This is a genomic window from Mucilaginibacter ginsenosidivorans (assembly GCF_007971025.1).
GTDB lineage: Bacteria > Bacteroidota > Bacteroidia > Sphingobacteriales > Sphingobacteriaceae > Mucilaginibacter > Mucilaginibacter ginsenosidivorans.
Genome location: NZ_CP042436.1, coordinates 1,264,461 through 1,277,712 on the forward strand (window position 1 = coordinate 1,264,461; position 13,252 = coordinate 1,277,712).

At 46.2% G+C, this 13,252-nt stretch carries 14 protein-coding genes; 9 read left to right on the forward strand and 5 right to left on the reverse strand.

All coding sequences use genetic code 11. The annotated features are described in order from the left end of the window. Nucleotides 1-11 precede the first annotated feature (11 nt). From FRZ54_RS05760 to FRZ54_RS05780, 5 genes are read left to right on the forward strand one after another with little or no spacing between them, the layout of a single operon-like run. Nucleotides 12-1,118, forward strand: coding sequence for an efflux RND transporter periplasmic adaptor subunit (locus tag FRZ54_RS05760; protein ID WP_147030686.1), 1,107 nt, complete (start codon nucleotides 12-14; stop codon nucleotides 1,116-1,118). Nucleotides 1,119-1,122: 4 nt separating this feature from the next. Next, nucleotides 1,123-4,344 (forward strand): efflux RND transporter permease subunit, encoded by a 3,222-nt coding sequence (locus FRZ54_RS05765; protein WP_147030687.1) that lies wholly within the window; start codon nucleotides 1,123-1,125, stop codon nucleotides 4,342-4,344. A gap of 3 nt (nucleotides 4,345-4,347) precedes the next feature. Beyond that, nucleotides 4,348-4,647, forward strand: coding sequence for a hypothetical protein (locus tag FRZ54_RS05770; protein WP_147030688.1), 300 nt, complete (start codon nucleotides 4,348-4,350; stop codon nucleotides 4,645-4,647). Nucleotides 4,648-4,668: 21 nt separating this feature from the next. Further along, nucleotides 4,669-4,851 (forward strand): YgaP family membrane protein, encoded by a 183-nt coding sequence (locus tag FRZ54_RS05775; RefSeq protein ID WP_147030689.1) that lies wholly within the window; start codon nucleotides 4,669-4,671, stop codon nucleotides 4,849-4,851. Between the two features lie 20 nt (nucleotides 4,852-4,871). After that, the gene (locus tag FRZ54_RS05780; RefSeq protein WP_147030690.1) at nucleotides 4,872-5,291 is read left to right on the forward strand and encodes a DUF983 domain-containing protein; all 420 of its coding nucleotides are present in this window, start codon (nucleotides 4,872-4,874) and stop codon (nucleotides 5,289-5,291) included. A gap of 5 nt (nucleotides 5,292-5,296) precedes the next feature. Here FRZ54_RS05780 and FRZ54_RS05785 read toward each other — a convergent pair whose 3' ends face one another. After that, complete coding sequence (locus FRZ54_RS05785) at nucleotides 5,297-5,821, reverse strand: flavodoxin domain-containing protein (RefSeq protein WP_147030691.1); 525 nt, start codon at nucleotides 5,819-5,821, stop codon at nucleotides 5,297-5,299. Nucleotides 5,822-5,832: 11 nt separating this feature from the next. After that, a complete protein-coding gene (gene ppsA / locus FRZ54_RS05790; RefSeq protein ID WP_147030692.1) occupies nucleotides 5,833-8,262 on the reverse strand; it encodes a phosphoenolpyruvate synthase in 2,430 nt (809 codons plus the stop codon). Nucleotides 8,263-8,405: 143 nt separating this feature from the next. On the opposite strand from ppsA, the gene FRZ54_RS05795 reads away from it, so the two are divergent. The 4 genes from FRZ54_RS05795 to FRZ54_RS05810 all read left to right on the forward strand — a co-directional run bounded on the left by FRZ54_RS05795 (nucleotide 8,406) and on the right by FRZ54_RS05810 (nucleotide 12,119). Then, nucleotides 8,406-8,786 carry a hypothetical protein gene (locus FRZ54_RS05795; RefSeq protein ID WP_147030693.1) on the forward strand — a complete coding sequence of 127 codons (381 nt, stop codon included), beginning with the start codon at nucleotides 8,406-8,408 and terminating at the stop codon, nucleotides 8,784-8,786. 27 nt (nucleotides 8,787-8,813) lie between these two features. Beyond that, nucleotides 8,814-10,223 (forward strand): MBL fold metallo-hydrolase RNA specificity domain-containing protein, encoded by a 1,410-nt coding sequence (locus tag FRZ54_RS05800; RefSeq protein ID WP_147030694.1) that lies wholly within the window; start codon nucleotides 8,814-8,816, stop codon nucleotides 10,221-10,223. 131 nt (nucleotides 10,224-10,354) lie between these two features. Then, on the forward strand, nucleotides 10,355-11,212 hold the full coding sequence (locus FRZ54_RS05805; protein WP_147030695.1) for a universal stress protein: 858 nt from the start codon (nucleotides 10,355-10,357) through the stop codon (nucleotides 11,210-11,212). Nucleotides 11,213-11,252: 40 nt separating this feature from the next. Continuing rightward, nucleotides 11,253-12,119 (forward strand): universal stress protein, encoded by an 867-nt coding sequence (locus FRZ54_RS05810; RefSeq protein ID WP_147030696.1) that lies wholly within the window; start codon nucleotides 11,253-11,255, stop codon nucleotides 12,117-12,119. A gap of 11 nt (nucleotides 12,120-12,130) precedes the next feature. On the opposite strand, the gene FRZ54_RS05815 is transcribed toward FRZ54_RS05810, so the two are convergent. From FRZ54_RS05815 to FRZ54_RS24375, 3 genes are read right to left on the reverse strand one after another with little or no spacing between them, the layout of a single operon-like run. Next, a complete protein-coding gene (locus FRZ54_RS05815; RefSeq protein ID WP_147030697.1) occupies nucleotides 12,131-12,643 on the reverse strand; it encodes a hypothetical protein in 513 nt (170 codons plus the stop codon). Beyond that, nucleotides 12,636-13,040, reverse strand: coding sequence for a hypothetical protein (locus FRZ54_RS05820; RefSeq protein ID WP_147030698.1), 405 nt, complete (start codon nucleotides 13,038-13,040; stop codon nucleotides 12,636-12,638). The genes FRZ54_RS05815 and FRZ54_RS05820 overlap by 8 nt, the downstream gene beginning before the upstream one ends. Nucleotides 13,041-13,050: 10 nt before the next feature. Next, nucleotides 13,051-13,212 carry a hypothetical protein gene (locus FRZ54_RS24375; RefSeq protein ID WP_187359760.1) on the reverse strand — a complete coding sequence of 54 codons (162 nt, stop codon included), beginning with the start codon at nucleotides 13,210-13,212 and terminating at the stop codon, nucleotides 13,051-13,053. Nucleotides 13,213-13,252: the final 40 nt, after the last annotated feature.

The window sequence follows — 13,252 nt, forward strand, 5'->3', positions numbered from 1 at the left end:
AACTCAAAACTATGCGATCAGCTACTAATATATCTATCATAACACTAATTGCCGGGGCAGGTGCGCTGGTGCTTGGTTCCTGTTCTTCTAACAAAAATGAGCGCGCCGCATCGGATAGCGGCCCGGCAATAGCTGTAACCGTTTCGACGCCATCATCAGGCGAACAGGATAACATTAATGTAAGCGGGCAAATTGAATCTTCGCAGTCGGCTAATATCAGCACAAGGGTAATGGGATACATCACCAAACTGAATGTAAAAGTAGGCGATCATGTAAACAAGGGACAACTGCTTGCAACCATTAGCAATGATGATATTCTTGCAAAAAGGGCGCAGGCTGATGCGATGATAGCCCAGGCCGAGGCCGCATATAGTAATGCAAAAAAAGATTACGAACGTTTCAGCGCTTTATACAAGCAGCAAAGTGCATCGGCAAAAGAACTTGAGAATGCTACGCTGCAATACACTGCAGCAAAATCGGGACTGGAAACGGCAAAACAAATGCGCAACGAGGCCAATGCGATACTCAACTACACCAACTTAACCGCCCCGTTTGACGGCATTGTAACACAGAAAGCAGCGGATGCCGGCAATATGGTCAATCCCGGAATGCCAATATTGACCATCGAGCGTACCGGTAGTTACCAGGTAAGAGCATCCGTTCCTGAAAGCTCTATCGGGCAGATAAAACAGGGAGAAAACGCCACCGTATCTGTTAGGGCCATTGGTAAGACCATCAGCGGAAAAATAACCGAAGTGAGCCAATCATCACAATTTTCGGGGGGACAATACCTCATCAGGGTGAATATCCCGGATAATGAAAAAGCCGGCTTGTATGGCGGCATGTATGCCAACGTTTCTATCCCGGTAAAGGGATCTGGAAAAGTTAAAACTGGCAGCGATGTGGTAATGGTACCGCTCGGCAGCATCGAAAAAAAGGATGACCTGACAGGTATTTATACCATCAGTGAAAATAATACGGCGCTGCTTCGCTGGGTACGGCTGGGTAAAGTTGACGGCAATAATGCCGAAGTGCTTAGCGGCCTGGCAAAGGATGAAAAATTCATTGTGAGCGCCGACGGCAAATTGTTTAATGGTGAACCTGTAAAAATAAAATAAGGGCATGGAAAAGGGATTTTCAGGAAAAATAGCAGGGGCCTTTCTGCAATCGAAGCTCACCATACTGCTCATGATCGCTTTCTTGCTCATAGGCGGTTACAGCACTTTTTTGATCCCTCGAGAGGAGGAGCCTCAAATACAGGTGCCGATGGCGGATATTTTCATAGGCTACCCCGGAGCCGAACCAAAAGACGTCGAAACCAAGGTAGCGGCGCCAATGGAGAAAATGATCTCGAACGTGAAAGGCGTGGAATATGTTTATTCCACCTCGATGAAGGGACAGGCCATGATCATCGTGCAGTTTTATGTTGGCGAGGACGTGGAGCGTTCACTCGTAAAGCTATACAGCGAGTTAATGAAGAACATGGATAAAATGCCGCAGGGCGTTACGCTTCCGTTAATAAAAACACGGGCTATTGATGATGTACCTGTTTTAAGCTTAACGCTTTGGAGCGAAAAATATAGCGACTACCAGTTAAGGCAGATCGGGCAGGAACTTACCAACGAGATCAAAAAAATAACCGATGTGTCGGACATCAATATCATCGGTGGCCGCAGCCGCGAGGTAAAAGTTTTACTCGATAAAAATAAGATGGCCGAAAATCATGTCGATTTTCTGTCGATAAACAAACAGATACGAGGCAGTAATGCGCAAATGCAAAGCGGCGAACTGCTGCAAAAGGATACTGCATTTTCCGTCGAGACCGGGAATTTTCTTTCCAATGCCGATGATGTGGCAAACCTGGTAGTCGGCACCAACCAGCAGCAACCCGTTTACCTGAAGCAGGTTGCCCGTGTTGAAGAAGGTCCTGAAACGGCCAGCCAATATGTATTATTCGGTTATGGCCGCGCCGATACCTCGAAAGCAAAAAATTTTAGGTCAAGCTATCCGGCAGTTACCTTGTCGATAGCCAAGAAAAAAGGCGCCGATGCAATGAAATTATCGGAGCAAATACTTAAAAAAGTCGATCTGCTAAAAAAAGACCTTCTCCCCAATGATGTACAACTAACGGTTACGCGTAATTACGGCGAGACTGCGTCGGATAAGGTATCTGAGCTATTGTTCCACCTTTTTATAGCTATTGTGGTGGTAACGGTTTTTGTGATGCTGGCAATGGGCTGGCGGGGTGGCCTGGTGGTTTTCTTATCCGTCCCGGTAACCTTCGCGCTTACGCTGTTCAGTTATTATTTCCTGCATTATACCCTCAACCGGATCACGCTGTTTGCCCTGGTATTTATCACGGGTATCGTGGTGGACGACTCAATTATCATTGCCGAAAATATGCACCGGCATTTTAAAATGAAAAAACTGCCGCCTTTGCAGGCCGCTCTGTATGCCATTAACGAAGTAGGGAACCCGACCATCCTGGCCACCTTTACGGTAATAGCTGCGGTATTGCCCATGGCATTCGTGTCCGGCATGATGGGCCCATACATGAGCCCTATGCCTATTGGCGCATCTATTGCCATGCTTTTATCGCTTATCGTCGCTTTGACGCTTACACCCTACCTGGGGTTTATATTCCTGAGGGAAAAGGAAAAGAAAGGTGTTGACCACGAAGAGAGTAAGCCGGTAGTATTGGAACAAACCGGTATCTACAAGATATATCGCTCATTTATATTTCCCCTGCTACAAACCCGGTGGAAACGCTGGACATTTATCATGGGCATTGTCGTCATATTATTTGCGTCGCTGTCTATGTTCTACACCAAAGCAGTAGCAGTAAAAATGCTGCCTTTTGACAACAAAAACGAGTTCCAGGTAGTTATCGACATGCCTGAAGGGACCACGCTGGAGAAAACCCAGGCCGTTACCAAAGATATCGCGGATTACATCTCGGGGCAACCGCTGGTCAGGAATTATGAGGAATATATCGGCACATCGGCTCCAATCAGTTTTAACGGACTGGTTAGGCATTACGACCTGCGAACGGGTGACAATGTTGCTGACATACAGGTAAACCTGGTTGATAAAAAAGACAGAAGCATACAAAGTCATGCCATTGCCAAACTAATGCGTGGCCCTGTACAGGCTATCGCCAAAAAATATAATGCCAACGTGAAAATGGTGGAAGTGCCGCCCGGCCCGCCGGTATTGTCTACCCTGGTGGCCGAAGTTTACGGACCAAACTATAAGGAGCAGATGAAGATAGCCAAACAGGTAAAGGGCCTGTTCAGCAAGACTGCTGATGTGGTAGATATCGATTGGATGGTTGAAGACGACCAGCCGGAATATCATATTGATGTGGACAAGGAAAAAGCCATGCGATATGGTGTTGCTCCGGTACAGGTTGTCGCCACGGTTAATGCAGCTTTATCGGGCATGGTTGCAGGCAACATTTATCAGCCATCATCCTATAACCAAACGGCTATCAGGTTACAGTTAAGTGACGCGGATAAGTCGGGCCTGGATGATATACTGGATCTGAAAGTAGTGGGTATGCAGGGTAACACCGTCCCTATCCGCGACCTGGTTTCGGTGACGAGGCAGATCAGGCAGAAAAATATTTATCGTAAAAATCAGAAAGAGGTGGTTTATGTACTGGCCGATATGGCCGGCAACCTGGAGAGTCCTTCTTACGCCATTTCAGACGTATCAGATAGCCTGAAAAATGTACACGTTCCGAAGGGTTACACACTAACAGAGGAGTACACGCATCAACCCGAAATGGAGGACAACTATTCGCTCAAATGGGATGGCGAATGGCAGATCACGTATGAAGTGTTTCGCGATTTGGGCATTGCCTTCGCAGTGGTGATCATCATGATCTATATCCTTATCGTGGGCTGGTTCCAAAACTTTACCGTACCGCTGGTTATGCTGGCTGCCATACCGCTGTCGCTGGTGGGCATTATTCTCGGGCATTGGATGCTGCATGCTTATTTCACGGCTACATCCATGATAGGTTTTATCGCGTTGGCGGGCGTAATGGTCCGTAACTCAGTGCTGCTGATTGACTTCATTAACATAAGGCTGAGGGAGGGCATTCAGTTAAAGCAGGCAATAATTGAAGCGGGCGCGGTGCGTACTACACCTATCGTGCTGACTGCCGGTGCGGTTGCGCTGGGTGCAGTTATCATCCTGTTCGACCCCATATTCCAGGGCCTTGCCATTTCATTAATGGGCGGGACGATCACCTCGACATTCCTTACCCTGCTGGTGGTGCCTTTACTATATTATAAAATGATGCGCAAGAAATACCCCGTTAATAAATTAAACGATTGACATATGAAACTATTTATAGCAACATGTTTGAAAGAGTACAGGGATGACGTTTTCAAACTATTTAAAGAAGCCAGTATGGCGGTTTACAGCGTCACAGATATTACCGGCATAAAGGAAGATAATTCCCCTGATCTGTTGCAGGATTGGTTTGCAAGCGGCGATGAAAAATTCGATTCGATCATGATATTCTGTTTTACCGGTGAGGCTAACGCAAGAACTGCGAAAGGATTGATCGCAAAGTACAATGAGAAAAATAAAACGGATTTCCCGGTCAGGGCATTTATAGTGCCTGTTGAAGAATAAAAACATAAAAAATTAAAAGATATGAAAGAGAGAATTATCCGCGCTGTAGCCGGTAGCTTTGTACTGACCAGCATTGCCATGGCCTATTTTGTGAACGTCAATTGGATATGGCTCGGCGTTTTTGTAGGCGTCAACCTGTTGCAATCGTCGTTCACCAAATTTTGCCCGCTCGAAAAAATATTGGATGCATTTAAAATTGGTTGATCATTCAAATCAGCATGGAAATGGAAAGTGTAAAAGCTGGCAATTTAAGAATGTGGCCCGCGATAGTTCATGCAAAATGCCCGCGTTGCAGGGCTGGAAAGATATTTACTAACCCGGCGTATGGTTTCAAGGGGCAGAAAATACTGAAGGAATGCCCGCACTGTGGTTTGGTTTATGAGAGAGAACCCGGCTATTTTTATGCGGCCATGTATGTAGGTTACGCTTTCATAGTTGCCGAACTGGTTACGCTGGCTGTTGGTACTTATATACTTACAGGAAGCGAGAATCCCTGGGTATATCTCTGTATCATGTTAACGGTGGTTGCCCTGCTGGCACCTCTCAACTTCAGGTATTCAAGAGTGTTGTTGTTGCATTGGCTAACGCCCGGCTTGCGCTATCATCCTGAACTTAGTGGCAATAACGGTAAATCCGGCGGTTAACCAGATCAAAGTAAGGCTTCCGAATTGGAATATTGAAGCACGCTTTTGATGAGGGAATTGATATTTTCCCGTTTCATGCCATCAAATCCTCTCCGCATCACAGCTTTTTTCTGCGGATCTTTTTCTAAAAAAGCCCCGATTTTTACTATCAGTTTGTCGGTCCATGATAGCTTGTTCACTATCACCCTGCCCCGGGCAAAATATATCGAATAGTCCCTGGCCAGTTCGTCGGGTATATTGGCTTTTATCACAGCCTCCTGCCTCGGTTTGTCGCCATCGGCAGCCGAGCTCACTATAAATAGAAATACTTTTTTGCCCTGAAGCATTGACGCGTTTTTATGCAGCCAATCGCGCAATAGTAATTTACCTACGTATACCGGGCTCCCGATGATAACATAATCATAGGCCGACAGATCACCCGGTGCCCGCTGGTCCACGTCAATAACCGGTAAACAGAGGGCCTCGGCAAGCCACGCGGCGTACTGCGCGGTGGCGCCGTATTTTCCTTTATAGATTATTATACCTTTCATTTGAATTTAAATTAAAGCACCAGGGTTTTCAGTCCGGCGGTTTCATTTTCCGGGGCAGTTACCCGCTGTTTATCCAGTATCTCGTTTATGTTATTTATGCCCGCTATCAAAGCATCCGGGTTAAAGGCTATGCTGTCTATACCCGCTTCAACCAATATTTGGGCGAAAGCTTTCGAATCGCTGGGTGCCTGGCCGCATAGCCCAACCTTTCGGTTCAGCCTTTTGGCTTTTTCGATCATGGTAACTATCAGTTGCCTGCTCGCCGCATTCTGCTCGTCAAAAAGGTCGGCTATCAGCGCCGAATCGCGGTCGATACCCAGCGTTAATTGGGTAAGGTCATTCGAGCCGATAGAAAAGCCATCAAATATTTTAGCGAACTCTCCGGCCAATATCACATTGCTCGGTATTTCGGCCATTACGAATATCTCGAGCCCGTTTTCGCCCTGCGTTAAGCCAAATTCCTTCATTTGGGCGATAACTTTTTTGCCTTCTTCCACCGTCCTACAAAACGGGATCATCAGCTTAACATTGGTCAGCCCCATTTCGTCCCGCACAATTTTCATCGCTTCACATTCCAGCCTGAACCCTTCGCGATACCGGGGATTATAATACCTTGATGCCCCGCGGAAACCGATCATTGGATTTTCTTCCCTGGGTTCAAAATATTTTCCGCCGACCAATCCTGCGTACTCGTTCGATTTAAAATCGCTCATCCGCACTATCACTTCTTTCGAGAAGAAGGCTGCGGCTATGGTTGCCACGCCCTGCGACAGTTTATCGATAAAATATTCCTGTTTATCAGGATAGTGCGAGGTAAGCCGGGTAATTTCATCGCGCTCTGCATCGCTGGTCACCTTATCAAAATTTATCAGCGCCAGCGGGTGTACCTTTACATAGTTGCTGATGATAAATTCCATTCGCATCAGGCCGATGCCGCAGTTTGGGTAAAATGATAGCTGGAAAGCCTTATCTGGCTCCCCGATGATCAACTGGGGTTTAACTATTTCAGGCAATTTTATCGCGCTTACATCAGTGGTAGTTTCTTCCCACAAACACTTGCCGCGATACACAACCCCGTCTTTACCTTCGGCGCAACTCAGTGTTATCAATTCCCCATCCTTTATGGTTTGGGTAGCGTCTTCGGTACCCACTATGGCCACGGCTCCCAGTTCGCGGGCTATAATGGCTGCGTGACTGGTGCGCCCGCCCTTGTTGGTGACAATGCCGGCCACTTTTTTCAATATAGGGTCCCAGTCCGGGCTGGTCATGCCGGTAACTAAAATATCTCCCTCCTCAAGTTTGCCGGCTTCTGCGGGCGAGGTCAGCAAGCGCGCGTAGCCCGAGGCGATTTTGCTACCGATAGCTTCGCCGGTAGTTATAACCTCGCCTTTTTGTTTTATTTTGTATGAGGTTACGGCAATTGACCGTTCGCGGCTGTGGACAGTTTCGGGCCTTGCCTGGATAATGTATATCTGGTGATCGCAGCCGTCTTTGGCCCATTCAAAATCCATGGGTTTTTGATAGTGCTCTTCGATTATCAAGGCCCAGTTTGCAAGCTTTTCAACTTCCCTGTCATTCAGCACAAACTTTTCCTGCATGTCGCGCGGAGTATCCTTGTTGATAGTGGAATTCGCTTCATCACTTTCATCAGCATAGATCATCATCTTGCTTTTGCTGCCAAGGTTTTTTTGCAGGATGGCCCGCTTCTTATTTTTAAGCGCCGGTTTAAACACCAGGAACTCATCGGGTGTTACCGTGCCCTGCACAATATTTTCGCCAAGGCCCCAAACGCCAGCCAGGTGGACCACATCCCTGAAGCCTGATTCGGGCTCAAGCGTAAAGCCGACACCAGAGCAACCAATGTCGGCCCGCACCATTTGCTGTACGCCTACCGATAAAAATACCTTGCTGTGCTCAAAACCTTTGTCTTCCCTGTATTTTATTGCCCGGTCGGTATATAATGAAGCGTAGCATCGTTTTACCGAATAAAGTAAATGTGTATGGCCCTGCACATTTAAATACGACTCGTGCTGCCCGGCAAAACTTGCATCAGGCAGATCTTCTGCTGTCGCGCTGCTGCGTACAGCAACCGGCTGGTCATCGTTATCAAAAAGATAATCGTAGGCGTCTGTTATTGCGAAACCAAGGTCAGAAGGAATATGTCCATCCATGATCAGCTTCCTGGCCCGGGCGCCTGTTTCGCTTAAATTTGAAAAATCTTTCCTGTTCAGGCCTTTCATCAGCTCACCGAGCTTGTCTTCCAGATCGTTACAGGTAATAAAATAACGATATGCCGAGGCTGTGACGGCGAAACCATTAGGTATCAAAAGACCCCTGGCGGTGAGATGACTGAACATTTCGCCCAACGATGCGTTCTTCCCGCCTACCTCGGCAATATCATTAATGCCGGTTTGGCTAAATTTCTTTATGAATTTTTCCATAACACTCCTGCGATTAGTTCTCAAAGCTACTTTGGACCTCTAAAAAAGTGCGTGATCGTAGTCAGCAACAGATATGACTGATGTCACAATTAATTGTGCATACAGTCATTAGGGATGAGCGTTATACCCGGTAATCTTGTAACATGGAAAAGCTAAACATTAAACACATCGACAATTTGCATAATGATGCAATAAGAGGCCTCGACTTTTACTGGCAGGAATTAACCATCCTAAGAAAACGCCTTGAGGAGATAGCAGCAGATAACACCAGCCACGAGGTTGCAGAACAGGTTGAACATTTCCAGAATCAGTTCACCATCCATAACGAACAGATAGACGAATTACGGCATGCTTTTCATCAAAACTTTAAAGAAATGGAGGTGCAGCTTGTTGAAACAGCGGGCTTTGCCGATGAAAGCACATTTGCGACAAATGAAGAGCTTTATGAACGTTATATAACTGAAGAGAGATTATTTAACGAGTTGCGGCATGACTTTAACCGTTTTGCGGCTAAATGGATGTAACTATTTGGAATATTAAATTGACCTGATATGCATCCCGGATCAACTCCATTTGACGATAAGGGCGTTTACCTGCAGTCGCTTGGTGCGGCCGAAACGGTGACGGGCTCGAAGCACTTGCTCCGAACCCCCGGATTTAACCTTTTGGTTGATTGCGGGCTGTTCCAGGGAATTAAGTACCTGCGCGAGAAAAATTGGGAGCCCTTGCCGGTCGATGTGGCGTCAATTGATGCAATGATCCTTACCCATGCGCACCTCGATCATTGCGGTTACATCCCCCTGCTTATCAAAAATGGATATAAGGGCAAGATATTTATGAGCAAGCCAACGCGCGATCTGACCGAGTTGATATTGAGAGATAGCGCAAAGCTGCAGGAAGAAGACGCCTGGAAAGCAAACAAGCACCGGTATACCAGGCATAGCCCGGCAAAACCGTTGTATGATACCCTTGATGTAGAAGCCGCCTTGCCGCATTTTGTCATAATAGGGATGGATGAGGCTTGTAAACTGAGTGATAATATATGGTTCAAGTTTTATTCGGCAGGGCATATACAGGGAGCTTGTACCGTTGAGGTCAACTGCTATGGAAAAACCATCATTTTCTCGGGCGATATTGGCCGGTACCATTCCGAATTGCTGCATCCGCCGAGCCATCCTGCCACTGCCGATTTTGTGATCATGGAATCGACCTATGGCGACCGCCTGCACGAAAAAGGTGACGTAGCCGATGAACTGGCACTGGTAATTAATAATACGATTACAGCCGGTGGAAATATACTCATACCGTGTTTTGCAGTCGGTCGCGCGCAGGAGGTTATCCATCTTTTGTACAGGCTGAAAGCGAAGCGGGCCATACCGCCGATTGTACCGGTTTATCTTGACAGCCCGATGGCTGCCTCGGCCGGTAAAAGCCTGCTGAAATACCCGGAGTGGCTTACCGTTAGCCAAAAGGAATGCGCTCAAATGTTCAACGGCATTACCATTAACCAGGATTACGATGGTACCGAAAAGATTATCAGGCAAAAGGGAAGTAAGATAATACTGGCAGCCAGCGGGATGCTGACAGGCGGCCGGGTGCTGGAGTATTTAAAACATTACGTTACTGATTCAAAAAATACAATTTTGATCATGGGCTTCCAGGCTGGTGGTACACGTGGCAGGGCATTGTTAAACGGAGCGTATGAGTTAAAGATACATGGCCAATATTATCCGGTAAGGGCAAATGTAAAGGAGATCGGCGGCTTATCGGCCCATGCCGACCAGCACGAATTGCTTACCTGGCTGAAAGAATTTGCTCCGGAGCCAAAGCGCGTTTACCTCGTTCACGGCGAACCTTCAGCGATGGACGCTTTAAGGGTGAAGATCAAGGATGAATTGAATATTGAGCCAGTGATTCCCAAAGAAGATCAAAGGCAGCTTCTGTTTAGTGTAAAGGGTTAGGATGACGCGCCCCTGTTAGCAGGCCGGGTGCAGTAATAAGCGGCAAATGATGCTTTATATCAAATACTTAAGTGACGCCCGTCATTCATCATCTTGCTGTGAAATAGAATATTTGTTCAGCAAAACTTATTATGATGAAAAATATTCTTGTCCTTACCGATTTTTCCGAAAACGCCGCATCAGCCGCGGAAGCAGGCTTGCAGCTTGCCGGAAAGTTACATACAGACCTACTGCTGTTTAATACTTACATCGATTATAAAACCATCACATCGTACGCCGGAGGCGGGTGGGATATAGACGGATTTTCCGAAAGGCAGCAGCACAGTAGGATCGGTCTTCAAACCTTAACTGAAGGCTTGGAGTCTTTAAGCTATCAGCTAAGTCCGGAGGATCGCAAACCCGCTATCAATACCGAATCTGACGATAGCGACCTCGGGTTGGATGTAGCCGATATTATTCGTGAAAAAGATGTTGAGATGGTTGTAATGGGTGCACGGTCGGGTACAGAAAGCGACCTGATGTTTGGCGCCGACACCAATGCAGTGATCGACTATTCAACTCGTCCGGTTTTAGTTACCCCATCGGGAACTAAATTAAAAGATATCCATAAAATAGTTTTTGCCACCAATTTTGAAAAAGCCGACCTGGAAGCTATTCGCTTTTTAACCAAATTGGGGAGCTTGTTCCATTATAAACTGGAAATTATCCATGTATCTGATCCCGAAAAAAGGAGTGCTGAAGACGAGGAAGCTGAATTTGCAGTTGGCCTCGCTAAAATAAAATATACCGGCCTGCAATACCACAAGATCAATGGTAAAGACGTTGTAAACAGGCTAAACCGTTTTGTAACAGAAATACCGGGCACCATGCTGGCCATGGTACATGTTCAAAATTCGTTCCTGGCGCGCCTGTTCCGGCATAGTACTGTAAAAAAAACCCTGACAGATCAAAAAATTCCCCTACTTGTTTTTCCATCGAAGATGAAATAAACCGACTCCACGATAATTTAAAAATTAAAACAGAACAGCCATGAAAACTATCCTGATACTGACCGACTTTTCAGAGAATGCTGCGCACGCAGCTCTTTCCGGTGTAATGCTTGGTAAAAAAATACATGCCAATCTTTTGCTTTTTAACGCCAATGTGGCCCAACCAGTGGCGCCGGCCTATGCAGGTGGCATTACCGTGATAGATAATATCAGTTATATGGACGAGGAAAATAAGCGCCAGCTTGAACAGCTTGCCGATACGCTCAAACCTTTCTTATCGCAGGAGGAAACAGAATGGAGGCCTTCCTTACATTTCGAGGAGGGGCTGGGCGGACTTGCTTTGCAGGTGAAAAACCTGATCAGGGAAAAGGATATTGAAATGGTTGTTATGGGTGCGCGGACAGGCAGCGGCATCGACCACCTTTTAACCGGCAGCGATACTTACTCGGTAATTGATGGTTCAAAAAGGCCGGTCCTGATCGTGCCGGCAGAAGCAGATCTTGCGCATGTGAGGAAAGTGGCTTTTGCGACAAATTTTATTGAGGCTGACATCAAAGCTATCCACTACCTCATCAAGCTTGGTCACATTTTCAACTATCATCTTGAGGTGGTCCATATCAATTTGCTTGGGGAAGATGATATAACAAAAGATCTGCGCAAAGCTGAGTTTATGAAACATGTTCACAGGCTTAGGTATACGAATATTGAGATCAAAGAGCTTTACGGGAAAGATGTGATCGGCCGCCTGAATAAATATTGTGAAGAGTCGGGGACCGACCTGCTATCGTTTACACATTATAAAAACTCGTTATTTTCAATTATTTTCCGTCAGAGTATAACCAAGAAGGCAATATCCAGGCAAAAAGTTCCATTGCTCGTATTCCCCTCAAAAAACGAACAGGATTGATGATCGGTTTTTTAGACGCGGTCTTTTATCTTTCTGATCCTGGCGCTAATTGAAGGAATGTTCTCGGTCTCTAGCCGGGTAATGATATGCATAAGGTCGTTTTTATAACCGGGGTGCATCAATGCGATCTGGTAAAGACCTTGCAGGGAGTTTACCCGAACGATGCGGGAGTTTGAGGTGCATTCAGCCCAATTTTGCAGCATGAGCCACGCATGCTGCAAATCTTTTGATTCTAATTTGACGCGTGGAATTAGCAGCGCTAAATGCCATTTTAATTCTTTATTCTCTGCTTTTTCTGAAAGTTTCAGTATGTCGCCTGGGTATTTTGCCAGGTATTCAGGTCTCGCTATGGTGATCTTTTCGACTGCGTCGGCTGCACGCATGGCTATGATCCTGTTTGGGCTGAATATTAACCTGAATAATTCATCAAAATCCTCCTGGTTTTGTATAGCTGAAACGACCCTGTTACTTTCGCCGATAGACCTCAGGTCGTCCCCCGACAATAATCGTTCAAGATCACTCATGCGATGCTTCAAGTTTGTTGAGAATATATCCTATCAGAACCAGCAGTAACCCAATAGAAGCCAAAATATAATGAAAGAAACTTGTTGTTTGGATCATCAGCACCTGTATAATGATCCAGCTAAAAAGAATGCCTCCCTGCAGGATAACAAACCGGCAATACAGTTTTGTACGGAGTAAAACGGTGACAAGTGTCCAAAGCCCCAGGACGCCATTAGATAACAGAAGCAGTAATCCCGGTATGAAATAATCAGAGAACATAGAATGCCGGAGCAGGCCTGGCGATAGATGCAGCCTGCTTCCGTCCGGAAACATGACCAGGTTTAACCCGCCATAGACGGCACCGCCCGCATTGAATAATAATAGTGCAGCTGTCACAAGTCTCAAAAATTGTTTCATCTCCCGGCAGTTAAATGCGGATGCCCGACTTTTTCATCTCTTCGGCAAGCTTTGCCGGAACAGGTCTGCACGAACAATTTTTTTGATGCTCGATGTGCCAGGTCACTTTTTGTTCAAATGTTGGGTTTTTAGGCATAGGATGATTTAAATGCCATTCTTTGTTCAGCTTCATGACTTCATTTTTCAACCAATTAAAGAAAAAACAGGGAGGC

What these genes read in the sequence shown, in the direction of transcription:
- FRZ54_RS05760 (WP_147030686.1), top strand. Translation starts at nt 12, where the DNA reads ATGCGATCAGCTACTAATATATCTATCATAACACTAATTGCCGGGGCA.
- FRZ54_RS05765 (WP_147030687.1), top strand. Translation starts at nt 1,123, where the DNA reads ATGGAAAAGGGATTTTCAGGAAAAATAGCAGGGGCCTTTCTGCAATCG.
- FRZ54_RS05770 (WP_147030688.1), top strand. Translation starts at nt 4,348, where the DNA reads ATGAAACTATTTATAGCAACATGTTTGAAAGAGTACAGGGATGACGTT.
- FRZ54_RS05775 (WP_147030689.1), top strand. Translation starts at nt 4,669, where the DNA reads ATGAAAGAGAGAATTATCCGCGCTGTAGCCGGTAGCTTTGTACTGACC.
- FRZ54_RS05780 (WP_147030690.1), top strand. Translation starts at nt 4,872, where the DNA reads ATGGAAAGTGTAAAAGCTGGCAATTTAAGAATGTGGCCCGCGATAGTT.
- FRZ54_RS05785 (WP_147030691.1), bottom strand. Translation starts at nt 5,821, where the DNA reads ATGAAAGGTATAATAATCTATAAAGGAAAATACGGCGCCACCGCGCAG.
- ppsA (WP_147030692.1), bottom strand. Translation starts at nt 8,262, where the DNA reads ATGGAAAAATTCATAAAGAAATTTAGCCAAACCGGCATTAATGATATT.
- FRZ54_RS05795 (WP_147030693.1), top strand. Translation starts at nt 8,406, where the DNA reads ATGGAAAAGCTAAACATTAAACACATCGACAATTTGCATAATGATGCA.
- FRZ54_RS05800 (WP_147030694.1), top strand. Translation starts at nt 8,814, where the DNA reads ATGCATCCCGGATCAACTCCATTTGACGATAAGGGCGTTTACCTGCAG.
- FRZ54_RS05805 (WP_147030695.1), top strand. Translation starts at nt 10,355, where the DNA reads ATGATGAAAAATATTCTTGTCCTTACCGATTTTTCCGAAAACGCCGCA.
- FRZ54_RS05810 (WP_147030696.1), top strand. Translation starts at nt 11,253, where the DNA reads ATGAAAACTATCCTGATACTGACCGACTTTTCAGAGAATGCTGCGCAC.
- FRZ54_RS05815 (WP_147030697.1), bottom strand. Translation starts at nt 12,643, where the DNA reads ATGAGTGATCTTGAACGATTATTGTCGGGGGACGACCTGAGGTCTATC.
- FRZ54_RS05820 (WP_147030698.1), bottom strand. Translation starts at nt 13,040, where the DNA reads ATGAAACAATTTTTGAGACTTGTGACAGCTGCACTATTATTATTCAAT.
- FRZ54_RS24375 (WP_187359760.1), bottom strand. Translation starts at nt 13,212, where the DNA reads ATGAAGCTGAACAAAGAATGGCATTTAAATCATCCTATGCCTAAAAAC.